Consider the following 26,213-nt stretch of genomic DNA (forward strand, 5'->3'; position numbering starts at 1 on the left):
ACGCCTGCGGCTCCGCCCCTCCAGGAAACGCACCAGTCCCGCTTCTTCCGCCCGCAGGCCCTTGCGTGCACGCGCCTTGCGCTGGCCCCGCAGCGAACCCGCCAGGTACGCCGACAGCACCGCCGGGGTATTGCCCAGCTGACTCGAGACCTGGCGGATCACCTCCACTACCTCGCGCTTGGCTCGGGCTTCATCCTCCCAGGGGGCCTCGCGCAAGTAAGCCAAGGCCAGTGCGCTGCCGGCCCAGGTCCGGTAGTCCTTGGCAGTGAAGTATTGAGCGGTAAGGGGCGGGGAATTCTGCCGCCTGGGCGAGGCCTCGTCAGGCAGGTCTTTGCCGGCTCTTGGGGTCACTTCGCTGCGCGCCTCGGCTTACCGTTTTGTAGGAGGCCTGCCCCACACTTGATAGGCAATCCCCATCTGCATCGATATGATGCAGCCTCCTTGAACCGTCGAGTCGGGTTGATGCTGTCCCTGTTAAAGCTCCTCGAAGATGGCCAGTTCCATTCTGGCGAAACGCTCGGTAAACAGTTGGGTGTCAGCCGCAGCGCTGTCTGGAAGCAACTGCAACATATCGAGGAGCAATTAGGCATCTCCTTCCACAAGGTGCGTGGGAAAGGGTATCGCCTTGCGCAGCCCTTATCGCTTCTCGATGAGCAGACGATCAGGAACGCAGTTCCTGACTGGGACGTTCATGTCCTCACAGAAGTCGACTCGACCAATGCCGAGGCGATACGGCGCATGGCTGGTTCGCGAAGCCACCCGATTTTGGTATTGGCGGAACGGCAGACCGCTGGGCGAGGCCGTCGGGGGCGCAAGTGGGTCAGTCCCTTCGGAGAAAACCTCTATTACAGCGTGGCGCTCCCAGTCACCGAGGGCGCGCGGCAGCTTGAGGGGCTCAGTCTGGTCGTAGGGCTGGCAGTGCTTGAGGCACTGGACGCCACAGGTATCCAGGCGGGGTTGAAATGGCCTAACGATCTCCTGGTGAATGGCAAAAAGGTCGCGGGTATCCTGCTGGAGCTAGTGGGCGACCCGGCAGACGTATGCAATGTGATCATCGGCATTGGGGTCAACGTGAACATGACCGTGCCGCCCGAGCAGATCGACCAACCCTGGACGTCTTTACGAGACATTCAGGGTAAGTCCGTCGAGCGAAATGCCTTGGCCATCCGCCTGAGTCAGTCATTACAGCGCTTTCTGGTCCGCCTGCGGCAAGAGGGTTTTTCCGGATTGCGCGCGCTGTGGGAGCACCATCATGCCTGGCAGGGGCGCGCCGTCAGCCTGACTTCCGGAGCCCAGCAGATCGACGGCGTCGTATTGGGTATCGATGAGCAGGGAGCGCTACGGTTGAAAACGGAGCAGGGCACCATCCATTACAGCAGCGGAGAGTTGAGCTTGAGGCTACGTGATGATTCTTGAGCTCGATTGCGGGAATACCTTCATAAAGTGGCGAGTGATCGAAGCCGGCCACGATCGCGTGATCGGTTCCGGTGTGGTGGGTTCGGATGACGAGCTGGTCGCCCGGCTGAAAGCCATTCCCCGACTTCAGCTCCGCCATTGCCGCCTGGTCAGTGTTCGGACGGATGAAGAGACCGAACGATTGATGGCGAGCCTGCAGGTGCATTTCGGCGTCGTGCCGGTCATGGTCCGGCCGGCAGAGCGCCTGGGGGGCGTGACCAACGGCTACGAGCAGCACCAGCGCCTGGGGCTCGACCGCTGGATGGCGATCGTGGGGGGGTACCGCCTCGCGCGCGGCGCCTGCCTGGTGCTGGACCTGGGGACCGCGGTCACCTCGGATCTGGTCAACAGCGACGGCGCCCACGTCGGAGGCTTCATCTGCCCGGGCATCTCCATGATGCGCAACCAATTGCGTACCCACACACGCCGCATTCGCTACGATGACCTGGCCGCTGAGCGAGCGCTGCAGGCAATCGAGCCGGGGCGCTCGACGGTGGAGGCGGTAGAGCGTGGTTGTCTCCTGATGCTCCAGGGTTTCGTGAAAACCCAGATCGACATGGCGCACCACGCGTTCGGCGAATCCTTCACGGTGTTCCTGACCGGCGGAGATGCCGTCCTGGTACAGGACGTATTGCCTGAGGCGAAGGTGGTTCCCGATCTCGTGTTCGTCGGCCTGGCGATCGCCTGCCCCTTGTCTTGAGGCCCATGTAATGCGCTGGTCATTTCTATTCCTGCTTGTCCTGAACCTCTTCTATTACGTATGGCATCAGCAACAGGCTCCCCTGCATCCCAAGGAGACGGGATCGCTTACCGTCTATAAGGATGCGAAGCAAAACATCCAGTTGCTCAGTGAATCAGTTACACAACCGCGCCGAGAGACGACCGCGTCATTGCCAGGCGCTCCCGAGGATGTCTGCCTGTTCCTGGGCGGCTTCGAGCGTGAGGAGGAGGCGCGTGAAGTGGAGCAGCGGCTGCTCAGCCTGGATATCCAATCCCGTGTACAGGCGGTGGATGCGGCGGCGGGGATGGACTACTGGGTCTATCTCGCGCCACTGGCATCGCGACAAGCTTCGCTTCGCCAGCTGAAAGAGTTGCAGGCGCGCAAGATCGACAGCTACATCATCACCCAGGGCGATCTGTCGAACGGCATTTCCCTGGGAATCTTCCCGCGCAGCGATTCGGCGGAAAGCGTCTTGCAGCGCCTGCGGGATGCAGGTTACGAGCCGCTGATGCGGGAACTGCCGCGTGCCCACCGCAGCTTCTGGGTGCGGATCGCGCCGGAAAGTCGACGGCTCGCGGACGATGCGCTGCTCGGCCAACTGTCCAGCAGCTTCAAGGATTTGCAGCATCAATTAATGCCTTGCGAAAGCGTTGCATCGGCTCGCTAGTTTGTCTAGAATGGCGCCCGCTCCGCAGCGCTAGTGTCCATGCCTGGTTCTGAAGAGCGGTTGTCGAAGTAGCTAAGCTCAAGATTTTAATGAGAAAAAGCTTGACAGCCGGGTGGCAGATATTGAAAATGCCGCCTCCTTTGGAGGGATTCCCGAGTGGCCAAAGGGATCAGACTGTAAATCTGACGTCATAGACTTCGAAGGTTCGAATCCTTCTCCCTCCACCAGTTTCAAGCGTGAGCTGCAGGCTCCGCGGGTATAGTTCAGTGGTAGAACCTCAGCCTTCCAAGCTGATGATGCGGGTTCGATTCCCGCTACCCGCTCCAGGTTTGCTGCTGATGCAATAGGTTTGGCTCATGTAGCTCAGTTGGTAGAGCACACCCTTGGTAAGGGTGAGGTCAGCGGTTCAAATCCGCTCATGAGCTCCATTACGTACAAAGGCAGATATGAAAATATCTGCCTTTGTTTTAATGGCGGCGTGACTCGCTCAATTACATGATGGGGGACGGTCTCGATGGCAAAGGAAAAGTTTGAACGTAACAAACCGCACGTCAACGTCGGCACCATCGGTCACGTTGACCATGGCAAGACCACTCTGACCGCTGCGCTGACCAAGGTCTGCTCCGAGACCTGGGGCGGCTCCGCTCGCGCCTTCGACCAGATCGACAACGCGCCGGAAGAGAAGGCTCGCGGTATCACCATCAATACCTCCCACGTCGAGTACGACTCGCCCGTGCGCCACTACGCCCACGTGGACTGCCCGGGTCACGCCGACTACGTGAAGAACATGATCACCGGTGCTGCCCAGATGGACGGCGCGATCCTGGTCTGCTCGGCTGCCGATGGCCCCATGCCGCAAACCCGCGAGCACATCCTGCTGTCCCGTCAGGTAGGCGTTCCGTACATCGTCGTGTTCCTGAACAAGGCCGACATGGTCGACGACGCCGAGCTGCTCGAGCTGGTCGAGATGGAAGTTCGCGATCTGCTGAACACCTACGACTTCCCGGGCGACGACACCCCGATCGTCATCGGTTCCGCGCTGATGGCCCTGAACGGCCAGGACGATAATGAGATGGGCGTCTCCGCCGTGCGCAAGCTGGTGGAAACCCTGGACTCCTACATTCCGGAGCCCGAGCGCGCCATCGACAAGCCGTTCCTGATGCCGATCGAAGATGTGTTCTCGATCTCCGGCCGCGGCACCGTGGTAACCGGTCGTGTCGAGCGCGGCATCGTCAAGATCCAGGAAGAAGTGGAAATCGTCGGTATCAAGGCGACCACCAAGACCACCTGCACCGGCGTCGAGATGTTCCGAAAGCTGCTCGACGAAGGTCGTGCTGGCGAGAACGTGGGCGTGCTGCTGCGCGGCACCAAGCGCGAAGACGTGGAGCGTGGCCAGGTTCTGGCCAAGCCGGGCACCATCAAGCCCCACACCAAGTTCGAGTGCGAAGTGTACGTACTGAGCAAGGAAGAAGGCGGTCGCCACACTCCGTTCTTCAAGGGCTACCGTCCGCAGTTCTACTTCCGGACCACCGACGTGACCGGTAACTGCGAGCTGCCGGAAGGCGTTGAGATGGTAATGCCGGGCGACAACGTGAAAATGGTTGTCACCCTGATCGCTCCGATCGCCATGGAAGAAGGCCTGCGCTTCGCGATTCGCGAAGGCGGCCGTACCGTCGGCGCCGGCGTGGTTGCCAAGATCGTCGAGTAATCGATTGATCTTGCTCTGTCAGGCCGGCATAATGGCCGGCCTGACTTCAGTTACAGGCCAGTAGCTCAATTGGCAGAGCAGCGGTCTCCAAAACCGCAGGTTGGGGGTTCGATTCCCTCCTGGCCTGCCAGATTTCCAAGCGCGCGAAGTCTGGCCTTTCTCCAACAGGATCCATGCTGATGAATGCCAAGGCTGAAGCCAAACCCAATCGCTTCGATGCTCTGAAATGGCTCGTCGTGGCTGTCCTTGTTGTGGTTGGTGTGGTGGGTAATCAGTACTTCTCCGCCCAGCCGATTCTTTACCGCGTTCTTGGTTTGCTGACTTTGGCCGCCGTCGCAGGATTCATCGTCCTGCAGACCGTCAAGGGTCAGGCCTTCTTCGTGCTGGCCAAGGAAGCGCGTGGCGAGATTCGCAAGGTCGTTTGGCCCACTCGTCAAGAGACCACTCAGACCACGTTGATCGTCGTTGCGGTGGTCCTGGTTATGTCGCTGCTGCTGTGGGGGCTCGATTCCCTGCTCGGCTTGATTGTTTCGATGATTGTTGGTCGGTAGGTGCGCCGTGGCTAAGCGTTGGTACGTCGTACATGCTTATTCGGGTTACGAAAAGCATGTCATGCGTTCGTTGATCGAGCGCGTCAAGCTGGCCGGAATGGAAGACGAATTCGGCGAGATTCTGGTCCCCACTGAAGAAGTGGTGGAGATGCGCAATGGCCAGAAGCGCAAGAGCGAGCGCAAGTTCTTCCCCGGCTACGTGCTGGTGCAGATGGAAATGAACGAAGGCACTTGGCACTTGGTCAAGGACACGCCTCGTGTCATGGGCTTCATCGGTGGTACCGCGGACAAGCCCGCGCCGATCACCGACAAGGAAGCCGATGCGATTCTGCGTCGTGTGGCCGACAGCGGTGACAAGCCGAAACCCAAGACGCTGTTCGAACCGGGCGAGACCGTCCGGGTCATCGACGGGCCTTTCGCCGATTTCAATGGCGTCGTCGAGGAAGTCAACTACGAGAAGAGCCGGATCCAAGTCGCCGTGCTCATTTTCGGACGCTCTACTCCGGTGGAGTTGGAGTTCAGCCAGGTCGAAAAGGCATAACTGGCATTGCATCCCTTACCCCGCAGCCGATGGTTGCGGGGTTTTTGCGTCACCGGGATAAACGCGAAAGCAACCGGGGAGCCGTCAAGGCGTCCGCACCCGTAATTGGAGTAGCAAATGGCTAAGAAGATCCAGGCTTATATCAAGCTGCAAGTGAAGGCCGCCCAGGCCAACCCGTCGCCGCCGGTCGGTCCCGCACTGGGCCAGCACGGCGTGAACATCATGGAGTTCTGCAAGGCGTTCAACGCCCGTACCCAGGGCATGGAACCGGGCCTGCCGACTCCGGTGATCATCACCGTCTACAGCGACCGCAGCTTCACGTTCGAGACCAAGAGCACCCCCGCTTCCGTGCTGCTGAAGAAAGCAGCCGGCATCGCCAGCGGTTCTGCGCGTCCCAACAGCCAAAAAGTCGGCACTGTGACCCGTGCCCAGCTGGAAGAGATCGCCAAGACCAAAAATGCCGACCTGACCGCCGCTGACCTCGACGCGGCCGTGCGTACCATCGCCGGCTCCGCTCGCAGCATGGGTCTGACCGTGGAGGGTGTGTAAATGGCTAAGCTGACCAAGCGCCAGAAGGCGATCGCCGAGAAAGTCGAGGCGGGCAAGCAATACGGCTTCGAAGACGCTGCCAAACTGCTGGCCGAGCTGTCGACCATCAAGTTCAAGGAATCCGTGGACATCGCCATCAACCTGGGCGTCGATCCGCGTAAATCCGACCAGGTCGTGCGTGGCGCCACTGTGCTCCCCAACGGCACCGGCAAATCCGTTCGCGTCGCTGTGTTCACCCAGGGTCCGGGCGCCGAAGCCGCGCTGGCTGCGGGCGCCGATCGTGTCGGCATGGACGAGCTGGCTGCCGAGATGAAGGGCGGCGACCTGAGCTATGACGTGGTCATCGCGTCCCCTGACGCCATGCGCGTCGTCGGTCAGCTGGGCCAGATCCTCGGCCCGCGCGGCCTGATGCCGAACCCGAAGGTCGGTACCGTGACCCCGGACGTCGCCACTGCGGTGAAGAATGCCAAGGCCGGTCAGGTTCGTTTCCGTACTGACAAGAACGGCATCATCCACGCGTCCGTGGGCAAGATCGATTTCGAGCCGACCAAGCTGAAGCAGAACGTCGAAGCACTGTTGGCCGACCTGAAGCGCCTGAAACCGTCCACGTCCAAAGGCATCTACGTGCAGCGCGTGACCCTGAGCAGCACCATGGGTCCCGGCCTGCAGATCGACCAGGCTTCCCTGGAGGCGTAAGGAACATGTGGCCGACGGTTCGCCGTCGGCTGCCACTATTGGGGTCCCTGCCTGGCGGGGGCTGTCCAAGACCGTAGGTGGCGCAAGCCTTAAATCACCCGCCTACGCAGATGGTGCTCCCGATTCTTACCGAATCAGACACCAAAGCCGTCCGGCTCCGGCCGGGCGAAACGGTAACATCCAGGAGTAAACCCGTGGCAATCAAACTCGAAGACAAGAAGGCCATCGTCGCTGAAGTCAACGAGGCTGCCCAGGCTGCCCTGTCCGCTGTCGTGGCCGATGCCCGTGGCGTGACTGTCGGCGCCATGACCGGACTCCGTAAAGAGGCCCGCGAAGCCGGTGTGTACGTGAAAGTCGTGCGTAACACCCTGCTGCGCCGCGCCGTCGAAGGCACTCAGTTCGATGTGCTCGGCGACGCGTTCAAAGGCCCGACCCTGATTGCGTTTTCCAACGAGCATCCTGGCGCTGCCGCCCGGATCTTCAAGGACTTCGCCAAGGGTCAGGACAAGTTCGAGATCAAGGCCGCCGCCTTCGAAGGCAAGCTGATCGCAGCCAACCAAATCGACGTACTGGCTACCCTGCCGACCTACGACGAAGCGGTTTCCCAGCTGATGAGCGTGATCCAAGGCGCTACCAGCAAGCTGGCCCGCACCCTGGCCGCCATTCGTGACCAGAAAGAAGCCGCTGCCGCCTGAGGCGCCCGGCCGATTCTGCTCAACCCCATTCCAGGCGGCTTAGGGTCGCCAACCGATACAGGAAACTAGAGTCATGGCTCTGACCAACGAAGACATCATCAACGCCGTATCCGAAATGTCCGTCATGCAAGTGGTGGAACTGATCAAGGCGATGGAAGAGAAGTTCGGTGTGACCGCTGCTGCCGCCGTTGCCGCTGGCCCGGCTGCCGGCCCGGCTGCTGCCGCTGAAGAGCAAACCGAGTTCACCATCGTCCTGACCGAAGCCGGCGACAAGAAAGTGAACGTGATCAAGGTCGTTCGCGAACTGACCGGTCTGGGCCTGAAAGAAGCCAAGGCTGTGGTCGACGGCGCTCCGGGCGTGGTGAAGGAAGGCGCTTCGAAAGAAGAAGCCGAAGCCGCCAAGAAATCCCTGGAAGAAGCAGGCGCCAAGGTCGAGCTCAAGTAAGTTCGCTCTTGCGTCTACAGCCTGAGCGACTCGCGAAAGGCTGATGGCTGGTGGCTCATGCCACCGGCCTTTTTCCGTTCTAGACAGGCAGTCTGGTGGCTGCCTGTCTAGAACGGAAAACCCCACCCGAGGGTGGCGCGAACATGGGTTCGCACGATTTTCTGGCTGCTTCCGTCGGGATGGAGCCAAACAAGCAGGTGACCAAGCTGGGGAACGCTGATGGCTTACTCATACACTGAGAAAAAACGTATCCGCAAAGACTTTAGCAAGTTGCCGGATGTCATGGATGTGCCCTACCTCCTGGCCATCCAGCTGGATTCGTATCGCGAATTCCTGCAGGCAGGGGTGAGCAAGGATCAGTTCCGCGACATCGGCCTGCACGCGGCCTTCAAGTCCGTCTTCCCGATTATCAGCTATTCCGGCAACGCCGCTCTGGAATACGTCGGCTATCGCCTGGGCGAGCCGGCGTTCGACGTCAAGGAATGCGTGCTGCGCGGTGTGACCTTCGCGGTCCCGCTGCGGGTGAAAGTGCGCCTGATCATCTTCGACAAGGAGTCGTCGAACAAAGCGATCAAGGACATCAAGGAACAAGAAGTCTACATGGGGGAAATCCCCCTGATGACCGAGAACGGTACCTTCATCATCAACGGTACCGAGCGCGTCATCGTCTCCCAGCTGCACCGCTCCCCGGGCGTGTTCTTCGACCACGACCGTGGCAAGACCCACAGCTCCGGCAAGCTGCTGTACTCCGCGCGCATCATTCCGTACCGCGGCTCCTGGCTGGACTTCGAGTTCGATCCGAAGGATGCCGTCTTCGTTCGTATCGACCGTCGCCGCAAGCTGCCGGCATCCGTGCTGCTGCGTGCGCTGAACTACAGCACTGAGGAAATCCTCAATGCGTTTTACGACACCAACGTCTACCACGTCACGGGCGAAAGCCTGAACCTGGAACTGGTACCCCAGCGCCTGCGTGGCGAGATCGCGTCGTTCGACATCAAGGACGCCGGCGGCAAGGTCATCGTCGAGCAGGGTCGCCGGATCACCGCGCGCCACATCAACCAGCTCGACAAGGCCGGCATCAAAGAGCTGGAAGTGCCGATGGAATACCTGCTGGGCCGCACCACGGCCAAGGCCATCGTGCACCCGGCCACCGGCGAGATCATCGCCGAGTGCAACACCGAGCTTACCACCGAGATGCTGGTGAAGGTCGCCAAGGCCCAGGTCGTCCGCATCGAGACGCTCTACACCAACGATATCGACTGCGGTCCGTTCATCTCCGACACCCTGAAGATCGACTCCACCGGCAACCAGCTGGAAGCCCTGGTCGAGATCTACCGGATGATGCGTCCCGGCGAGCCGCCGACCAAGGAAGCCGCCGAGACCCTGTTCAACAACCTGTTCTTCAGCGCCGAGCGCTACGACCTGTCCGCAGTCGGCCGCATGAAGTTCAACCGCCGCATCGGTCGTACCGAGATCGAGGGGTCCGGCGTGCTGAGCCGCGAGGACATCGTCGAGGTGCTCAAGACCCTCGTCGACATCCGTAACGGCAAGGGCATCGTCGACGACATCGACCACCTGGGTAACCGTCGCGTCCGCTGCGTCGGCGAGATGGCCGAGAACCAGTTCCGCGTGGGCCTGGTGCGTGTCGAGCGGGCGGTGAAAGAGCGCCTGTCCATGGCCGAGAGCGAAGGCCTGATGCCTCAGGACCTGATCAACGCCAAGCCGGTGGCCGCTGCGATCAAGGAGTTCTTCGGCTCCAGCCAGCTGTCCCAGTTCATGGACCAGAACAACCCGCTCTCCGAGATCACCCACAAGCGCCGTGTCTCCGCACTCGGCCCGGGCGGTCTGACCCGTGAGCGCGCCGGCTTCGAAGTCCGCGACGTACACCCGACCCACTACGGCCGCGTGTGCCCGATCGAGACGCCTGAAGGTCCGAACATCGGCCTGATCAACTCCCTGGCCGCCTATGCCCGCACCAACCAGTACGGCTTCCTGGAAAGCCCGTACCGCGTGGTCAAGGAAGGCAAGGTCACCGACGAGATCGTGTTCCTCTCGGCGATCGAAGAGGCTGACCATGTAATCGCCCAGGCGTCCGCGACCCTGAACGAACAGGGCCAGTTGGTGGACGAACTGGTGGCCGTGCGGCACCTGAACGAGTTCACCGTGAAGGCGCCGGAAGACGTGACCCTGATGGACGTGTCGCCGAAGCAGGTGGTCTCCGTCGCCGCGTCGCTGATCCCGTTCCTCGAGCACGACGACGCCAACCGTGCGTTGATGGGTTCGAACATGCAGCGTCAGGCCGTGCCAACCCTGCGTGCCGACAAGCCGCTGGTGGGCACCGGCATGGAGCGCAACGTCGCCCGTGACTCCGGCGTCTGCGTGGTGGCCCGTCGTGGCGGCGTGATCGACTCCGTCGATGCCGGCCGTATCGTGGTGCGCGTGGTGGATTCCGAGGTCGAGACCGGTGAGGCCGGCGTCGACATCTATAACCTGACCAAGTACACCCGCTCCAACCAGAACACCTGCATCAACCAGCGCCCGCTGGTGAACAAGGGTGACGTGGTGGCGCGTGGCGACATCCTGGCCGACGGTCCGTCCACCGACATGGGCGAGCTGGCCCTGGGCCAGAACATGCGCGTCGCGTTCATGCCCTGGAACGGCTTCAACTTCGAGGACTCCATCTGCCTCTCCGAGCGCGTGGTCCAGGAAGATCGCTTCACCACCATCCACATCCAGGAACTGACCTGCGTCGCCCGCGACACCAAGCTCGGCCCAGAGGAAATTACCGCGGACATCCCGAACGTGGGTGAGGCCGCGCTGAACAAGCTGGACGAAGCCGGCATCGTCTACGTCGGTGCCGAAGTACTGGCCGGCGACATTCTGGTGGGCAAGGTCACGCCAAAGGGCGAGACCCAGCTGACCCCGGAAGAGAAGCTGCTGCGTGCGATCTTCGGCGAGAAGGCCAGCGACGTGAAGGACACTTCTCTGCGCGTGCCCACCGGCACCAAGGGCACCGTCATCGACGTCCAGGTCTTTACCCGTGACGGCGTGGAGCGCGACAGCCGTGCCCTGGCCATCGAGAAGATGCAGCTGGACGAGATCCGCAAGGACCTCAACGAGGAGTTCCGCATCGTCGAAGGCGCGACCTTCGAGCGCCTGCGTTCCGCCCTGGTCGGTGCCAAGGCCGAAGGCGGCGCGGGCCTGAAGAAAGGCGCGGCGATCGACGACGCGTTCCTCGACGGTCTCGAGCACGGCCAGTGGTTCAAGCTGCGCATGAGCGACGACGCGCTGAACGAGCAGCTGGAGAAGGCCCAGGCCTACCTCAGCGATCGCCGTCAGCTGCTGGACGACAAGTTCGAGGACAAGAAGCGCAAGCTGCAGCAGGGCGACGACCTGGCGCCGGGCGTGCTGAAGATCGTCAAGGTCTACCTGGCCATCAAGCGCCGCATCCAGCCGGGCGACAAGATGGCCGGCCGCCACGGTAACAAGGGTGTGGTCTCGGTGATCATGCCGGTCGAAGACATGCCCCACGATGCCAATGGCACCCCGGTGGACATCGTCCTCAACCCGCTGGGCGTACCGTCGCGGATGAACGTCGGCCAGATCCTCGAGACCCACCTGGGCCTCGCGGCCAAGGGCTTGGGCGAGAAGATCAACCGCATGCTCGAAGAGCAGCGCAAGATCGCCGAGCTGCGTCAGTTCCTCAACGAGATCTACAACGAAGTGGGTGGCCGCCAGGAAAGCCTGGACGAGCTGTCGGACAACGAGATCGTCGCCCTGGCCAACAACCTCAAGGGTGGCGTGCCCATGGCGACTCCGGTGTTTGACGGTGCCAAGGAGCGCGAGATCAAGGCCATGCTGAAGCTCGCCGACCTGCCGGAAAGCGGCCAGATGCGCCTGACCGACGGCCGCACCGGCAACCAGTTCGAGCGCCCGACCACCGTCGGCTACATGTACATGCTCAAGCTGAACCACTTGGTCGACGACAAGATGCACGCCCGCTCCACCGGCTCCTACAGCCTCGTCACTCAGCAACCGCTGGGCGGCAAGGCGCAGTTCGGTGGTCAGCGTTTCGGGGAGATGGAGGTCTGGGCGCTGGAAGCCTACGGCGCCGCCTACACCCTGCAGGAGATGCTGACGGTCAAGTCGGACGACGTGAACGGCCGCACCAAGATGTACAAGAACATCGTGGACGGCGATCACCGCATGGAGGCCGGCATGCCCGAATCCTTCAACGTGCTGATCAAAGAGATCCGTTCGCTCGGCATCGACATCGAACTGGAAACCGAATAACACGCGACGCTACACGGTGCGGCCGGCAGGGCCGGTCGCACCGGGTCCGTGAGGAGGAAAGGCCTTGAAAGACTTGCTCAATCTGTTGAAAAACCAGGGTCAACTCGAAGAGTTCGATGCCATCCGTATCGGTCTGGCCTCGCCCGAGATGATCCGCTCCTGGTCCTTCGGTGAAGTGAAGAAGCCGGAGACCATCAACTACCGTACCTTCAAGCCGGAGCGCGACGGCCTGTTCTGCGCCAAGATCTTCGGCCCGGTGAAGGACTACGAGTGCCTGTGCGGCAAGTACAAGCGCCTCAAACACCGTGGCGTGATCTGCGAGAAGTGCGGCGTGGAAGTCGCCCTGGCCAAGGTGCGCCGCGAGCGCATGGGCCACATCGAGCTGGCTTCGCCGGTCGCTCACATCTGGTTCCTCAAGTCGCTGCCGTCGCGTATCGGCCTGCTGCTGGACATGACCCTGCGTGACATCGAGCGCGTGCTCTACTTCGAGAGCTACGTGGTGATCGATCCGGGCATGACCACCCTGGAGAAGGGTCAGCTGCTGAACGACGAGCAGTACTTCGAAGCCCTCGAAGAGTTCGGCGACGACTTCGATGCCCGCATGGGCGCCGAGGCCGTGCGCGAGCTGCTCAATGCCATCGACCTGGAGCACGAGATCGGCCGCCTGCGCGAGGAAATCCCGCAGACCAACTCCGAGACCAAGATCAAGAAGCTGTCGAAGCGCCTGAAGCTGATGGAAGCCTTCCAGGGCTCCGGCAACCATCCCGAGTGGATGGTGCTGACCGTGCTGCCAGTGCTGCCGCCGGACCTGCGTCCGCTGGTGCCGCTGGATGGCGGTCGCTTCGCGACCTCCGACCTGAACGACCTGTATCGCCGGGTGATCAACCGCAACAACCGCCTCAAGCGCCTGCTGGACCTCGCCGCGCCGGACATCATCGTGCGCAACGAGAAACGCATGCTGCAGGAAGCGGTGGATGCCCTGCTGGACAACGGCCGCCGCGGCCGTGCTATCACCGGCTCCAACAAGCGCCCGCTGAAGTCCCTGGCCGACATGATCAAGGGCAAGCAAGGTCGTTTCCGCCAGAACCTGCTGGGCAAGCGCGTGGACTACTCCGGTCGTTCCGTGATCACCGTGGGCCCGACCCTGCGCCTGCACCAGTGCGGTCTGCCCAAGAAGATGGCCCTGGAGCTGTTCAAGCCGTTCATTTTCGGCAAGCTGGAAATGCGTGGTCTGGCGACCACCATCAAGGCCGCCAAGAAGATGGTCGAGCGCGAGCTGCCCGAGGTCTGGGACGTGCTCGCTGAAGTCATCCGCGAACACCCCGTACTGCTGAACCGCGCACCGACCCTGCACCGTCTGGGCATCCAGGCGTTCGAGCCGGTGCTCATCGAAGGCAAGGCCATCCAGCTGCACCCGCTGGTCTGCGCTGCGTACAACGCCGACTTCGACGGTGACCAGATGGCCGTGCACGTGCCGCTGACGCTGGAAGCCCAGCTGGAAGCGCGCGCGCTGATGATGTCCACCAACAACATCCTCTCGCCCGCCAACGGCGAGCCGATCATCGTGCCGTCCCAGGACGTCGTGCTGGGTCTGTACTACATGACCCGTGAAGCGGTGAACGCCAAGGGTGAAGGTCGCGTATTCGCCGACCTGCAGGAAGTCGACCGCGTGTTCCGCGCCGGCGAGGCGTCCCTGCACGCCCGGGTGAAAGTGCGGATCAACGAGACCGTCAAGCACAAGGACGGCAGCATCACCAAGAACACCCGTATCGTCGACACCACCGTCGGCCGCGCGCTGCTGTTCCAGGTGGTTCCGGCCGGCCTGCCGTACGACGTCGTCAACCAGCCGATGAAGAAGAAGGCGATCTCCCGCCTGATCAACCAGTGCTACCGTGTGGTGGGTCTGAAGGACACCGTCATCTTCGCCGACCAGCTGATGTACACCGGCTTCGCCTACTCGACCATCTCCGGTGTGTCGATCGGCGTGAACGACTTCGTCATCCCGGACGAGAAGGCGCGCATCATCGATGCCGCTACCGAGGAAGTGAAGGAGATCGAGAGCCAGTACGCCTCCGGCCTGGTGACCCAGGGCGAGAAGTACAACAAGGTGATCGACCTCTGGTCGAAGGCCAACGACGAAGTGTCCAAGGCGATGATGTCCAACCTCTCCAAGGAGAAGGTGGTCGATCGCGAGGGCAAGGAAGTCGACCAGGAGTCCTTCAACTCCATGTACATGATGGCCGACTCAGGCGCCCGGGGTTCCGCGGCCCAGATCCGTCAGCTGGCCGGTATGCGTGGCCTGATGGCCAAGCCGGACGGCTCCATCATCGAAACCCCGATCACCGCGAACTTCCGTGAAGGCCTGAACGTACTGCAGTACTTCATCTCCACCCACGGTGCGCGGAAAGGTCTGGCGGATACCGCCCTGAAGACCGCCAACTCCGGTTACCTGACCCGCCGCCTGGTGGACGTGGCCCAGGACCTGGTGGTCACCGAGGTGGACTGCGGCACCGAGCACGGCCTGCTGATGACCCCGCACATCGAGGGCGGCGACGTGGTCGAGCCCCTCGGCGAGCGCGTACTGGGCCGTGTCATCGCCCGCGACGTGTTCAAGCCGGGCACCGACGAGGTCATCGTGCCCGCCGGTACCCTGGTGGACGAGCAATGGGTCGAATTCATCGAGCGCAACAGCATCGACGAAGTGATCGTGCGTTCGCCCATCAGCTGCGACACCCGCTACGGCATCTGCGCCAAGTGCTATGGCCGCGACCTGGCCCGCGGGCATCAGGTCAACATCGGTGAAGCGGTCGGCGTCATCGCCGCCCAGTCCATCGGTGAGCCGGGCACCCAGCTGACCATGCGGACCTTCCACATCGGGGGTGCGGCCAGCCGGACCTCCGCCGCGGACAGCGTCCAGGTGAAGAACGGCGGCATCATCCGCCTGCACAACCTCAAGCACGTCGAGCGTGCCGACGGCGCCCTGGTAGCGGTATCCCGTTCCGGCGAGCTGGCGGTGGCGGACGACTTCGGTCGCGAGCGCGAACGCTACAAGCTGCCCTACGGGGCGGTGATTTCCATCAAGGAAGGCGACAAGGTCGAGCCGGGCGCCATCGTCGCCAAGTGGGACCCGCACACCCACCCGATCGTGACCGAAATGAAGGGTACCGTGACCTTCGTCGGCATGGAGGAGGGCATCACCATCAAGCGCCAGACCGACGAACTCACCGGTCTGACCAACATCGAGGTGATGGATCCGAAGGACCGTCCGGCCGCTGGCAAGGACATCCGTCCCGCCGTGAAGCTGGTCGACGCCAGCGGCAAGGACCTGCTGCTGCCGGGTACCGACGTGCCGGCCCAGTACTTCCTGCCGGCGAACGCCCTGGTGGGCGTGGCCGACGGCTCGCAAGTGGGCGTGGGTGACGTGATCGCCCGTATCCCGCAGGAAACCTCGAAGACCCGGGACATCACCGGTGGTCTGCCTCGCGTGGCCGACCTGTTCGAGGCGCGTCGTCCGAAAGAGCCGTCGATCCTGGCGGAAATCAGCGGCACGATCTCCTTCGGCAAGGAAACCAAGGGCAAGCGTCGCCTGGTGATCACACCCACCGACGGTTCCGATCCGTACGAGGAGCTGATTCCGAAGTGGCGCCACCTGAACGTCTTCGAGGGCGAACAGGTGAACCGCGGCGAGGTGATCTCCGACGGTCCGAGCAACCCGCATGACATCCTGCGTCTGCTGGGCGTCAGCGCGCTGGCCAAGTACATCGTCAACGAGATCCAGGACGTGTACCGCCTGCAGGGCGTGAAGATCAACGACAAGCACATCGAGACCATCCTGCGGCAGATGCTGCGCAAGGTCGAAGTGACCGAGTCGGGCGATTCCAGCTTCATCAAGGGCGACCAGATGGAACTGACCCAGGTGCTGGAAGAGAACGAGCGCCTGGCCGCCGACGATCGCTTCATCGCCAAGTTCGACCGCGTGCTGCTGGGTATCACCAAGGCCTCGCTGTCCACCGAGTCGTTCATCTCGGCGGCCTCCTTCCAGGAGACCACCCGCGTCCTCACCGAGGCGGCGGTCACCGGCAAGCGCGACTACCTGCGCGGCCTGAAGGAGAACGTGGTGGTGGGTCGTCTGATCCCGGCCGGTACCGGCCTGGCCTACCACAGCGAGCGCAAGCGTCGCCGCGATGCCGACAAGCCGGTGCGCGTCAGCGCCAGCGAAGTGGAAGCGGCGCTGACCGAAGCGCTGAATTCCAGCGGTAACTGAGTACGGGGCCCGGGCGTTCGACGCCCGGGCCTTGTCTTGACTGGGCGCTGCAGTCTCTTTAGACTCATGCACCCTTAAATTTGGCAGGGCATAACGCTCTGCCATTTTGCTTTCGTAATGCAATAGCGTCGAAAGACCACAGTGGAGCGTATAGATGGCAACGATCAACCAGCTGGTACGTCAGCCGCGCAAGCGTGTCGTCGAGAAATCCGACGTCCCTGCGCTGCAGAACTGCCCGCAACGTCGTGGCGTGTGCACCCGCGTGTACACCACCACGCCGAAGAAACCGAACTCGGCACTGCGTAAAGTCTGCCGTGTGCGTCTGACCAACGGCTTCGAAGTCACCTCCTACATCGGCGGTGAAGGCCACAACCTGCAAGAGCACAGTGTCGTGCTGATCCGTGGCGGTCGTGTAAAAGACCTTCCCGGTGTGCGCTACCACACTGTACGCGGCTCGCTCGACACCTCCGGTGTCAAGGGTCGTAACCAGGGCCGTTCGAAGTACGGCACCAAGCGTCCGAAGTAATCGCCGCATCCTATTTATCTGAGTCGATAAGAGTAAGGTCGGGCACAACGTCCCGGGTTACCTGAAGACCGTTTTGAGGGCTTATCAATGCCAAGACGTCGTGTAGCAGCCAAGCGCGAGATCCTTGACGATCCGAAGTACGGAAGTCTGATCCTCGCCAAGTTCATGAACCACGTGATGGAAAGCGGCAAGAAGGCCGTGGCCGAGCGCATCGTTTACGGTGCCCTGGACAAGGTCAAGGAACGCAAGAACAGCGACCCCCTGGAACTCTTCGAGAAAGCTCTCGACGCCATCGCTCCGCTGGTCGAAGTGAAGTCCCGCCGTGTAGGCGGTGCGACTTACCAGGTTCCGGTCGAAGTTCGTCCGTCCCGTCGTAATGCGCTGGCTATGCGCTGGTTGGTCGACTCGGCGCGCAAGCGCGGCGAGAAATCCATGGCTCTGCGTCTTGCTGGCGAGTTGCTGGATGCCGCGGAAGGCAAGGGCGCTGCCGTGAAGAAGCGTGAAGACGTGCACCGCATGGCCGAAGCCAACAAGGCCTTCTCGCACTACCGTTTCTAATCACGGCACCAATTTTTCTGCGAGGGCTTTATGGCTCGTACTACAGCAATCAACCGCTACCGTAACATTGGTATCTGTGCCCACGTTGACGCGGGCAAGACCACCACGACCGAGCGGATCCTGTTCTATACCGGCCTCAGCCACAAGATGGGCGAAGTGCACGATGGTGCCGCGACCACCGACTGGATGGTGCAGGAGCAGGAGCGTGGTATCACCATCACGTCCGCTGCGATCACCACCTTCTGGGAAGGGTCGCGCGGCCAGTACGACAAGTACCGCGTAAACGTCATCGACACCCCCGGTCACGTTGACTTCACCATTGAAGTGGAGCGCTCCCTGCGCGTGCTGGATGGCGCGGTCGTGGTGTTCTGCGGGACGTCCGGCGTCGAGCCGCAGTCCGAGACCGTGTGGCGTCAGGCCAACAAGTACGGTGTCCCGCGTATCGTCTACGTGAACAAGATGGACCGTGCGGGCGCCAACTTCCTGCGCGTCGTCGGTCAGATCAAGAGCCGCCTGGGCCACACCCCGGTTCCGATCCAGATCGCCATCGGTGCAGAAGAGAACTTCGAAGGTCAGGTCGATCTGATCAAGATGAAGGCCATCTACTGGAACGAAGACGACAAGGGCACCAGCTACCGCGAGGAAGAAATTCCGGCTGAGCTGATGGACCTGGCCACCGAGTGGCGCAACAACATGGTCGAGGCGGCTGCCGAGGCCAACGAAGAGCTGATGAACAAGTACCTCGAAGAAGGTGACCTGACGGCTGACGAAATCAAGGCGGGTCTGCGTCTGCGCACCCTGGCCAGCGAGATCGTCCCGGCTGTCTGCGGTTCTTCCTTCAAGAACAAGGGTGTTCCTCTGGTTCTCGATGCCGTCATCGACTTCCTGCCCGCGCCGACCGAGATTCCTGCGATCCAGGGTATCCACCCGGATCACGTCGACGATGGCGACGAAGCGCCGAAAGACGAGCGTCATGCCGACGACAACGAGCCGTTCTCCGCGCTCGCGTTCAAGATCGCGACCGACCCCTTCGTCGGCACGCTGACCTTCGTCCGCGTGTACTCGGGTGTCCTGGAGTCTGGCCAGTCGGTCATCAACTCCGTCAAGGGCAAGAAAGAGCGCGTTGGCCGTATGGTACAGATGCACGCCAACCAGCGTGAAGAGATCAAGGAAGTGCGCGCAGGCGACATCGCCGCCCTGATCGGCATGAAGGACGTCACCACCGGTGAAACCCTCTGCGATCCGGACAAGCCGATCATCCTCGAGCGCATGGACTTCCCGGAGCCGGTGATCTCGGTCGCTGTCGAGCCGAAGACCAAGGCCGACCAGGAGAAGATGGGTATCGCCCTCGGCAAGCTGGCCCAGGAAGACCCGTCGTTCCGCGTCAAGACCGACGAAGAAACCGGCCAGACCATCATCTCTGGCATGGGCGAGCTGCACCTGGACATCCTCGTTGACCGCATGAAGCGCGAGTTCAACGTCGAAGCCAACATTGGCAAGCCGCAGGTTTCCTACCGCGAGACCATCACCAAGGACAACGTGGAGATCGAAGGCAAGTTCGTTCGTCAGTCCGGTGGCCGCGGTCAGTTCGGTCATTGCTGGATCCGCTTCTCCTCGGCCGACGTGGACGAGAAGGGCAACATCACCGAAGGCCTGGTCTTCACCAACGAAGTCGTGGGTGGTGTGGTTCCGAAGGAATACATCCCGGCGATCCAGAAGGGCATCGAAGAGCAGATGAAGAACGGCGTCGTTGCCGGCTATCCGCTCATCGGCCTGAAGGCGACCGTGTTCGATGGCTCCTACCATGACGTCGACTCCAACGAGATGGCGTTCAAGATCGCGGCCTCCATGGCCACCAAGCAGTTGGCCCAGAAGGGCGGCGGCAAGGTGCTCGAGCCGATCATGAAAGTGGAAGTGGTAACGCCCGAGGACTACATGGGCGACGTGATGGGTGACCTGAACCGTCGTCGTGGTCTGATTCAGGGCATGGAAGACTCGGTTTCCGGTAAGGTGATCCGCGCCGAGGTTCCGTTGGGCGAGATGTTCGGTTACGCGACCGATGTCCGCTCCATGTCCCAAGGGCGTGCGAGCTATTCCATGGAATTCTCCAAATACGCCGAAGCTCCGTCGAACGTCGTCGAAGCGCTGGTTAAAAAACAAGGTTGATTCAGCCCTTTAAGTAAGAGGTTTACTGTCGTGGCTAAGGAAAAATTCGAACGTAACAAACCGCACGTCAACGTCGGCACCATCGGTCACGTTGACCATGGCAAGACCACTCTGACCGCTGCGCTGACCAAGGTCTGCTCCGAGACCTGGGGCGGCTCCGCTCGCGCCTTCGACCAGATCGACAACGCGCCGGAAGAGAAGGCTCGCGGTATCACCATCAACACCTCCCACGTCGAGTACGACTCGCCCGTGCGCCACTACGCCCACGTGGACTGCCCGGGTCACGCCGACTACGTGAAGAACATGATCACCGGTGCTGCCCAGATGGACGGCGCGATCCTGGTCTGCTCGGCTGCTGACGGCCCCATGCCGCAGACCCGTGAGCACATCCTGCTGTCCCGTCAGGTAGGCGTTCCGTACATCGTCGTGTTCCTGAACAAGGCCGACATGGTCGACGACGCCGAGCTGCTCGAGCTGGTCGAGATGGAAGTTCGCGATCTGCTGAACACCTACGACTTCCCGGGCGACGACACCCCGATCGTCATCGGTTCCGCTCTGATGGCCCTGAACGGCCAGGACGACAACGAGATGGGCGTCTCCGCCGTGCGCAAGCTGGTGGAAACCCTGGACTCCTACATCCCGGAGCCCGAGCGTGCCATCGACAAGCCGTTCCTGATGCCGATCGAAGACGTGTTCTCGATTTCCGGTCGCGGCACCGTGGTGACCGGTCGTGTCGAGCGCGGCATCGTCAAGATCCAGGAAGAAGTGGAAATCGTCGGTATCAAGGCGACCACCAAGACCACCTGCACCGGCGTCGAGATGTTCCGCAAACTGCTGGACGAAGGTCGTGCGGGCGAGAACGTGGGCGTGCTGCTGCGCGGCACCAAGCGTGAAGACGTGGAGCGTGGCCAGGTTCTGGCCAAGCCGGGCACCATCAAGCCCCACACCAAGTTCGAGTGCGAAGTGTACGTACTGAGCAAGGAAGAAGGCGGTCGTCACACTCCGTTCTTCAAGGGCTACCGCCCGCAGTTCTACTTCCGGACCACCGACGTGACCGGTAACTGCGAACTGCCGGAAGGTGTTGAGATGGTAATGCCGGGCGACAACGTGAAAATGGTTGTCACCCTGATCGCTCCGATCGCCATGGAAGAAGGTCTGCGCTTCGCGATTCGCGAAGGCGGCCGTACCGTCGGCGCCGGCGTGGTTGCCAAGATCGTCGAGTAATCGGTGATCCCTGGAAAAAGGCCCTTCGGGGCCTTTTTCTTTGGATTGATCAAATATTGACACCCCTCGGGGCCATCCGTACAATTGCGCCTCCTTTTTATCGGGCGTATGCGTCCGAGGGGAAAGGCAACTTGGAGTCTGAGGCAAATGCAAAACCAACAAATCCGTATCCGGCTGAAGGCTTTTGACCATCGCCTGATCGACCAGTCCACCCAGGAAATCGTGGAAACCGCGAAGCGTACTGGGGCTCAAGTGCGTGGTCCGATTCCTCTGCCTACCCGCAAGGAACGCTTCACGGTGCTGATCTCCCCGCACGTCAACAAAGATGCTCGCGATCAATACGAGATCCGTACCCACAAGCGCGTGCTGGACATCGTTCAGCCGACCGACAAGACCGTCGATGCGCTGATGAAGCTTGATCTTGCGGCTGGTGTAGAAGTGCAGATCAGCCTCGGCTGAAATCCTTCGGGGTTTTAGTCGTGTAACGCTCTGAAATGGGCGGCCATAGCGGGTGAAAGCCCCGTACACTCATGAGGTTTTACAACATGACTATTGGTGTAGTCGGTCGTAAGTGCGGCATGACCCGCATTTTCACCGAGGAAGGTGTCTCCATTCCGGTTACGGTCATCGAGATCGAGCCGAATCGCGTCACCCAATTCAAGAGCGAAGAGAGCGATGGCTATCGCGCCGTGCAGGTCACTGTCGGCGAGCGTCGTGCCTCTCGTGTGACCAAGGCGCAAGCCGGTCACTTCTCCAAGGCCAACGTGGCCGCGGGCCGCTCGACTGTCGAGTTCCGTCTTGAAGAAGGCGAATACAAGGCGGGCGATCAGCTCAACGTCGAGTTGTTCCAGGCAGGCCAACTGGTGGATGTCACCGGTCAGTCCAAGGGTAAAGGCTTCGCCGGTACCATCAAGCGCTGGAATTTCCGCGGCCAGGACAATACCCACGGTAACTCCGTATCTCACCGTGTCCCGGGTTCCATCGGCCAGTGCCAGACTCCTGGTCGAGTGTTCAAGGGCAAGAAGATGTCCGGTCACCTGGGTGCCGAGCGCGTAACCGTGCAATCCCTGGAAGTCGTCCGTGTCGACGCCGAACGCAATCTGCTGCTCGTCAAGGGCGCCGTTCCCGGCGCTACCGGTGGCGATGTGCTGGTGCGTCCGGCTGCCAAGGCTCGCGGTTAAGGGGAGAGCATCAGATGCAATTGAATGTAAATGGCGCTCAGGCGATCGAAGTTTCCGAGCTGACCTTCGGCGGTGAATTCAACGAAACGCTGGTTCACCAGGCCGTTGTGGCCTACATGGCCGGTGGCCGTCAGGGCACCCGTGCCCAGAAGACCCGTTCCGAAGTCCGTGGCGGCGGCAAGAAGCCGTGGCGTCAGAAGGGTACCGGCCGCGCCCGTGCCGGCACCATCCGTAGCCCCATCTGGCGCTCCGGTGGTACCACCTTCGCCGCCAAGCCTCAGGATCACACCCAGAAGCTCAACAAGAAGATGTACCGCGCAGCCCTGCGCTCCATCCTCGCCGAGCTGGTACGTCAGGATCGTCTGGTCGTGGTGAACGAGTTCGCCGTCGACGCGCCGAAGACCAAGTCGCTGCTGGGCAAGCTGAACGACATGGGCCTGAGCGACGTACTGATCGTGTCCGACGCCGTCGACCAGAACCTGTATCTGGCCGCGCGCAACCTGCCTCACGTCGACGTTCGTGATGTGCAGGGTTCCGACCCGGTCAGCCTGATCGCCTACGACAAGGTGCTGATCACCGTGTCCGCCGTGAAGAAATTCGAGGAGCTGCTGGGATGAACCAGGAACGCGTTTTCAAAGTGCTGCTGGGCCCGCATATTTCCGAGAAGGCAACGGTCCTGGCTGATGGCAAGAGCCAATTCGTTTTCAAGGTTGCCACCGATGCAACCAAGCTGGAAATCAAGAAGGCCGTCGAAAGCCTGTTCAGCGTGAAAGTCGCCGGTGTCAGCACCCTCAACGTGAAGGGCAAGACCAAGCGTACCGCTCGCGGCCTGGGCAAGCGCAACGACTGGAAGAAAGCGTACATCGCTCTTCAGCCGGGCCAAGATCTCGATTTCGCCAGCAGCGCTGAGTAAAGGGGTGCACCATGGCAATCGTTAAATGCAAACCGACTTCCGCTGGCCGCCGTTTCGTGGTCAAGGTCGTCAACAAAGATCTGCACAAAGGCGCTCCCTACGCTCCGCTGGTCGAGAAGAAGTCCAAGTCGGGCGGCCGCAACAACAATGGCCGTATCACCACCCGTCATATCGGTGGTGGTCACAAGCAGCACTACCGTCTGGTCGACTTCCGCCGCAACAAGGATGGCATCCCTGCCATCGTCGAGCGTGTGGAATACGATCCGAACCGTACCGCGCACATCGCCCTGCTGAAGTATGCGGACGGCGAACGCCGCTACATCATCGCGCCGAAAGGCATCGTGGCGGGTGATCAGCTGGTCTCCGGTGCTGGCGCGCCGATCAAGGCTGGCAACAGCCTGCCGCTGCGCAACATCCCGGTCGGTTCCACCGTTCACGGTATCGAGCTGAAGCCTGGCAAGGGCGCTCAGATCGCTCGCTCCGCTGGCGCTTCCGCTCAGCTGGTAGCGCGTGAAGGGGCCTACGTGACGCTGCGTCTGCGCTCCGGCGAAATGCGCAAAGTCCTGGCCGAGTGCCGTGCGACCCTGGGCGAAGTCTCGAACACCGAGCACAGCCTGCGTTCGCTGGGTAAAGCCGGTGCCAAGCGCTGGCGTGGCGTTCGTCCGACCGTTCGTGGCGTGGCCATGAACCCGGTCGACCACCCGCACGGTGGTGGTGAAGGTCGTACCTCGGGTGGTCGTCATCCGGTGTCGCCGTGGGGCTTCCCGACCAAGGGCGCGAAGACCCGTTCGAACAAGCGCACCGACAACATGATCGTTCGCCGCCGCAAGTAAATAGAGGGTTACGACAGTGCCACGTTCTCTGAAAAAAGGTCCCTTCATCGACCTTCATCTGTTGAAGAAAGTCGAAACGGCGGTGGAAAAGAACGATCGCAAGCCGGTGAAAACCTGGTCGCGTCGCTCCATCGTACTGCCGCAGATGGTCGGTCTGACCATCGCCGTGCACAACGGTCGCCAGCATGTCCCGGTTCTCGTGAACGAAGACATGGTCGGCCACAAACTGGGCGAGTTCGCCGGTACCCGCACTTATCGCGGGCACGCTGCGGACAAGAAAGCCAAGCGTTAAGGGGTAAGGAAAGATGGAAGTAGCCGCTAAGTTGTCGGGCGCTCGCATCTCCGCCCAGAAAGCCCGCTTGGTCGCCGACCAGATTCGCGGGAAGAAGGTGGGCGAAGCGCTCAACCTCCTGGCTTTCAGCAGCAAGAAAGCCGCCGAGATCATGAAGAAAGTGCTGGAGTCGGCCGTGGCCAACGCCGAGCACAACGAAGGCGCGGATGTGGATGACCTCAAGGTCAGCACCGTCTTCGTCAACGAAGGGCGTTCGCTGAAGCGCATCATGCCGCGAGCCAAAGGTCGTGCTGATCGCATCGTCAAGCGGTCTTGCCATATCACTGTCAAGGTTGCGGACAAGTAACGGAGTCGTTCAGATGGGTCAGAAAGTACATCCCACTGGCATTCGCCTGGGAATCGTCAAGGAGCACACCTCCGTCTGGTACGCCGACAAGCGCACCTACGCGGATTACCTGTTCGCCGACCTGAAGGTCCGCGAATACCTCCAAGACAAACTAAAAAGCGCGTCCGTCAGCCGTATCGATATTCATCGCCCGGCTCAAACCGCACGCATCACCATCCACACCGCTCGTCCCGGCATCGTGATCGGCAAGAAAGGTGAAGATGTTGAAAAGCTGCGTCAGGACCTGACCAAGCAGATGGGTGTGCCGGTGCACATCAACATCGAAGAGATCCGCCGTCCCGAGCTCGACGGCATGCTGGTTGCGCAAAGCGTGGCTCAGCAGCTTGAGCGTCGTGTGATGTTCCGTCGCGCCATGAAGCGCGCTGTACAGAACGCCATGCGTATTGGTGCCAAGGGCATCAAGATCCAGGTGAGCGGTCGTTTGGGCGGTGCTGAAATCGCTCGTACCGAGTGGTATCGCGAAGGTCGTGTGCCCCTGCACACCCTGCGTGCCGATATCGACTACGCAACCTACGAAGCGCACACCACTTACGGTGTGATCGGTGTGAAGGTTTGGATCTTCAAGGGTGAGGTCATCGGTGGCCGCCAGGAAGAACTGAAGCCGGTCGCGCCCGCGCCTCGTAAAAAAGCTGCTAAGTAAGGAGTACGCACATGCTGCAACCCAAGCGTACGAAATTCCGCAAGCAAATGACCGGCCACAACCGTGGTCTGGCTCAGCGCGGTAGCAAGGTCAGCTTCGGCGAATTCGCCCTGAAAGCTGTCGCTCGTGGTCGTCTGACCGCTCGCCAGATCGAGGCCGCTCGTCGTGCCCTGACTCGTCACGTGAAGCGTGGCGGGAAAATCTGGATCCGCGTGTTCCCCGACAAGCCTGTCACCAAGAAGCCCCTCGAAGTTCGGATGGGTAAAGGTAAGGGTGGGGTCGAGTACTGGGTAGCCCAGATTCAGCCGGGCAAGGTCCTGTACGAGATCGAGGGTGTTTCCGAAGAGCTGGCGCGTGAGGCTTTCGCCCTGGCTGCTGCAAAGCTGCCGCTCGCCACCTCTTTTGTTAAGCGGACGGTGATGTGATGAAAGCGAATGAACTTCGTGAAAAATCCGCGCAACAGCTGAACGAGCAACTGCTCGGCCTGCTGCGCGACCAGTTCAATCTGCGCATGCAGAAGGCAACTGGCCAGTTGGGGCAGTCTCACCTGCTCTCGCAAGTCAAGCGTGACATCGCTCGCGTGAAGACTGTGCTCAACCAGCAGGCAGGTAAGTGATCATGGCTGAAGCTGAGAAAACCGTCCGCACGCTGACCGGCCGCGTCGTCAGCGACAAGATGGATAAGACCATCACCGTACTGATCGAGCGTCGCGTCAAGCACCCGATCTACGGCAAATACGTGAAGCGTTCGACCAAGTTGCACGCCCACGACGAGACCAACCAGTGCCGTACCGGTGACCTGGTCACCATTCGCGAGACTCGTCCGCTGGCTAAAACCAAGGCTTGGGCCCTGGTGGAAGTCGTCGAGCGCGCCGTTGAAGTTTGAGGTG

27 protein-coding genes, 4 tRNA genes and 1 pseudogene are annotated in these 26,213 nt (G+C 61.4%); 31 read left to right on the plus strand and 1 reads right to left on the minus strand.

Features of this window, described 5'->3' with window-relative positions; all coding sequences use genetic code 11:
- Window positions 1-285: pseudogene (locus tag FM069_RS19590) on the minus strand (DNA topoisomerase IB); the annotation flags it as partial.
- A 177-nt stretch (window positions 286-462) separates the two neighbouring features.
- Between FM069_RS19590 and birA the strand changes: the two are divergent.
- The 31 genes from birA (at window position 463) to rpsQ (ending at window position 26,209) form a co-directional block, all read left to right on the plus strand.
- Entirely contained in the window at window positions 463-1,416 is a 954-nt protein-coding gene (birA, locus tag FM069_RS19595; protein WP_143490105.1) for a bifunctional biotin--[acetyl-CoA-carboxylase] ligase/biotin operon repressor BirA, read from the plus strand.
- Entirely contained in the window at window positions 1,406-2,155 is a 750-nt protein-coding gene (locus FM069_RS19600; protein WP_143490106.1) for a pantothenate kinase, read from the plus strand. Before birA ends, FM069_RS19600 begins: the two co-directional genes overlap by 11 nt.
- A gap of 10 nt (window positions 2,156-2,165) precedes the next feature.
- The gene (locus FM069_RS19605; RefSeq protein WP_143490107.1) at window positions 2,166-2,843 is read left to right on the plus strand and encodes an SPOR domain-containing protein; all 678 of its coding nucleotides are present in this window, start codon (window positions 2,166-2,168) and stop codon (window positions 2,841-2,843) included.
- 142 nt (window positions 2,844-2,985) lie between these two features.
- Window positions 2,986-3,070, plus strand: a tRNA-Tyr gene (locus tag FM069_RS19610).
- Between the two features lie 25 nt (window positions 3,071-3,095).
- Window positions 3,096-3,169, plus strand: a tRNA-Gly gene (locus tag FM069_RS19615).
- Window positions 3,170-3,195: 26 nt separating this feature from the next.
- Window positions 3,196-3,271 (plus strand) — tRNA-Thr (locus FM069_RS19620).
- Between the two features lie 86 nt (window positions 3,272-3,357).
- Complete coding sequence (gene tuf, locus FM069_RS19625) at window positions 3,358-4,551, plus strand: elongation factor Tu (RefSeq protein ID WP_143490108.1); 1,194 nt, start codon at window positions 3,358-3,360, stop codon at window positions 4,549-4,551.
- A gap of 54 nt (window positions 4,552-4,605) precedes the next feature.
- A tRNA-Trp gene (locus FM069_RS19630) sits at window positions 4,606-4,681 on the plus strand.
- A 49-nt stretch (window positions 4,682-4,730) separates the two neighbouring features.
- The gene (secE, locus tag FM069_RS19635) at window positions 4,731-5,102 is read left to right on the plus strand and encodes a preprotein translocase subunit SecE (protein ID WP_143490109.1); all 372 of its coding nucleotides are present in this window, start codon (window positions 4,731-4,733) and stop codon (window positions 5,100-5,102) included.
- Window positions 5,103-5,109: 7 nt separating this feature from the next.
- Window positions 5,110-5,643, plus strand: a complete 534-nt coding sequence (gene nusG, locus FM069_RS19640; protein WP_143490110.1) for a transcription termination/antitermination protein NusG — start codon at window positions 5,110-5,112, stop codon at window positions 5,641-5,643.
- A gap of 117 nt (window positions 5,644-5,760) precedes the next feature.
- On the plus strand, window positions 5,761-6,192 hold the full coding sequence (gene rplK, locus FM069_RS19645; protein ID WP_143490111.1) for a 50S ribosomal protein L11: 432 nt from the start codon (window positions 5,761-5,763) through the stop codon (window positions 6,190-6,192).
- Window positions 6,193-6,888: a 50S ribosomal protein L1 gene (gene rplA / locus FM069_RS19650; RefSeq protein WP_143490112.1), complete on the plus strand. Its 696-nt coding sequence runs from the start codon at window positions 6,193-6,195 to the stop codon at window positions 6,886-6,888.
- 194 nt (window positions 6,889-7,082) lie between these two features.
- Complete coding sequence (gene rplJ, locus FM069_RS19655) at window positions 7,083-7,583, plus strand: 50S ribosomal protein L10 (protein WP_143490113.1); 501 nt, start codon at window positions 7,083-7,085, stop codon at window positions 7,581-7,583.
- A gap of 73 nt (window positions 7,584-7,656) precedes the next feature.
- On the plus strand, window positions 7,657-8,028 hold the full coding sequence (gene rplL / locus FM069_RS19660) for a 50S ribosomal protein L7/L12 (RefSeq protein WP_143490114.1): 372 nt from the start codon (window positions 7,657-7,659) through the stop codon (window positions 8,026-8,028).
- 219 nt (window positions 8,029-8,247) lie between these two features.
- Window positions 8,248-12,321: a DNA-directed RNA polymerase subunit beta gene (gene rpoB / locus FM069_RS19665; protein WP_143490115.1), complete on the plus strand. Its 4,074-nt coding sequence runs from the start codon at window positions 8,248-8,250 to the stop codon at window positions 12,319-12,321.
- A 64-nt stretch (window positions 12,322-12,385) separates the two neighbouring features.
- Window positions 12,386-16,585, plus strand: a complete 4,200-nt coding sequence (gene rpoC / locus FM069_RS19670; RefSeq protein WP_143490116.1) for a DNA-directed RNA polymerase subunit beta' — start codon at window positions 12,386-12,388, stop codon at window positions 16,583-16,585.
- Between the two features lie 154 nt (window positions 16,586-16,739).
- Window positions 16,740-17,111, plus strand: a complete 372-nt coding sequence (rpsL, locus tag FM069_RS19675; RefSeq protein ID WP_143490117.1) for a 30S ribosomal protein S12 — start codon at window positions 16,740-16,742, stop codon at window positions 17,109-17,111.
- Between the two features lie 87 nt (window positions 17,112-17,198).
- Complete coding sequence (gene rpsG / locus FM069_RS19680; protein WP_143490118.1) at window positions 17,199-17,669, plus strand: 30S ribosomal protein S7; 471 nt, start codon at window positions 17,199-17,201, stop codon at window positions 17,667-17,669.
- Window positions 17,670-17,699: 30 nt separating this feature from the next.
- Window positions 17,700-19,835: an elongation factor G gene (gene fusA, locus FM069_RS19685; RefSeq protein ID WP_143490119.1), complete on the plus strand. Its 2,136-nt coding sequence runs from the start codon at window positions 17,700-17,702 to the stop codon at window positions 19,833-19,835.
- 30 nt (window positions 19,836-19,865) lie between these two features.
- Window positions 19,866-21,059 (plus strand): elongation factor Tu, encoded by a 1,194-nt coding sequence (gene tuf, locus FM069_RS19690; RefSeq protein WP_143490108.1) that lies wholly within the window; start codon window positions 19,866-19,868, stop codon window positions 21,057-21,059.
- Between the two features lie 147 nt (window positions 21,060-21,206).
- Window positions 21,207-21,518: a 30S ribosomal protein S10 gene (gene rpsJ, locus FM069_RS19695; protein ID WP_003103876.1), complete on the plus strand. Its 312-nt coding sequence runs from the start codon at window positions 21,207-21,209 to the stop codon at window positions 21,516-21,518.
- 86 nt (window positions 21,519-21,604) lie between these two features.
- Window positions 21,605-22,240 carry a 50S ribosomal protein L3 gene (gene rplC / locus FM069_RS19700; protein WP_143490120.1) on the plus strand — a complete coding sequence of 212 codons (636 nt, stop codon included), beginning with the start codon at window positions 21,605-21,607 and terminating at the stop codon, window positions 22,238-22,240.
- A gap of 14 nt (window positions 22,241-22,254) precedes the next feature.
- Window positions 22,255-22,857 (plus strand): 50S ribosomal protein L4, encoded by a 603-nt coding sequence (gene rplD / locus FM069_RS19705; protein ID WP_143490121.1) that lies wholly within the window; start codon window positions 22,255-22,257, stop codon window positions 22,855-22,857.
- Complete coding sequence (gene rplW, locus FM069_RS19710; RefSeq protein WP_143490122.1) at window positions 22,854-23,153, plus strand: 50S ribosomal protein L23; 300 nt, start codon at window positions 22,854-22,856, stop codon at window positions 23,151-23,153. The genes rplD and rplW overlap by 4 nt, the downstream gene beginning before the upstream one ends.
- Window positions 23,154-23,164: 11 nt before the next feature.
- Window positions 23,165-23,986 (plus strand): 50S ribosomal protein L2, encoded by an 822-nt coding sequence (rplB, locus tag FM069_RS19715; RefSeq protein ID WP_143490123.1) that lies wholly within the window; start codon window positions 23,165-23,167, stop codon window positions 23,984-23,986.
- 16 nt (window positions 23,987-24,002) lie between these two features.
- Window positions 24,003-24,278 carry a 30S ribosomal protein S19 gene (rpsS, locus tag FM069_RS19720; protein ID WP_143490124.1) on the plus strand — a complete coding sequence of 92 codons (276 nt, stop codon included), beginning with the start codon at window positions 24,003-24,005 and terminating at the stop codon, window positions 24,276-24,278.
- Between the two features lie 13 nt (window positions 24,279-24,291).
- Complete coding sequence (gene rplV, locus FM069_RS19725) at window positions 24,292-24,624, plus strand: 50S ribosomal protein L22 (RefSeq protein WP_003103908.1); 333 nt, start codon at window positions 24,292-24,294, stop codon at window positions 24,622-24,624.
- A gap of 13 nt (window positions 24,625-24,637) precedes the next feature.
- Window positions 24,638-25,324, plus strand: coding sequence for a 30S ribosomal protein S3 (rpsC, locus tag FM069_RS19730; protein WP_143490125.1), 687 nt, complete (start codon window positions 24,638-24,640; stop codon window positions 25,322-25,324).
- An 11-nt stretch (window positions 25,325-25,335) separates the two neighbouring features.
- On the plus strand, window positions 25,336-25,749 hold the full coding sequence (rplP, locus tag FM069_RS19735; protein WP_111261956.1) for a 50S ribosomal protein L16: 414 nt from the start codon (window positions 25,336-25,338) through the stop codon (window positions 25,747-25,749).
- Complete coding sequence (gene rpmC / locus FM069_RS19740) at window positions 25,749-25,940, plus strand: 50S ribosomal protein L29 (protein ID WP_002555481.1); 192 nt, start codon at window positions 25,749-25,751, stop codon at window positions 25,938-25,940. Before rplP ends, rpmC begins: the two co-directional genes overlap by 1 nt.
- A 2-nt stretch (window positions 25,941-25,942) precedes the next feature.
- A complete protein-coding gene (gene rpsQ, locus FM069_RS19745; protein ID WP_143490126.1) occupies window positions 25,943-26,209 on the plus strand; it encodes a 30S ribosomal protein S17 in 267 nt (88 codons plus the stop codon).
- Window positions 26,210-26,213 lie beyond the last annotated feature (4 nt).

The organism is Pseudomonas mangiferae (genome assembly GCF_007109405.1).
Lineage (GTDB): Bacteria > Pseudomonadota > Gammaproteobacteria > Pseudomonadales > Pseudomonadaceae > Pseudomonas_T > Pseudomonas_T mangiferae.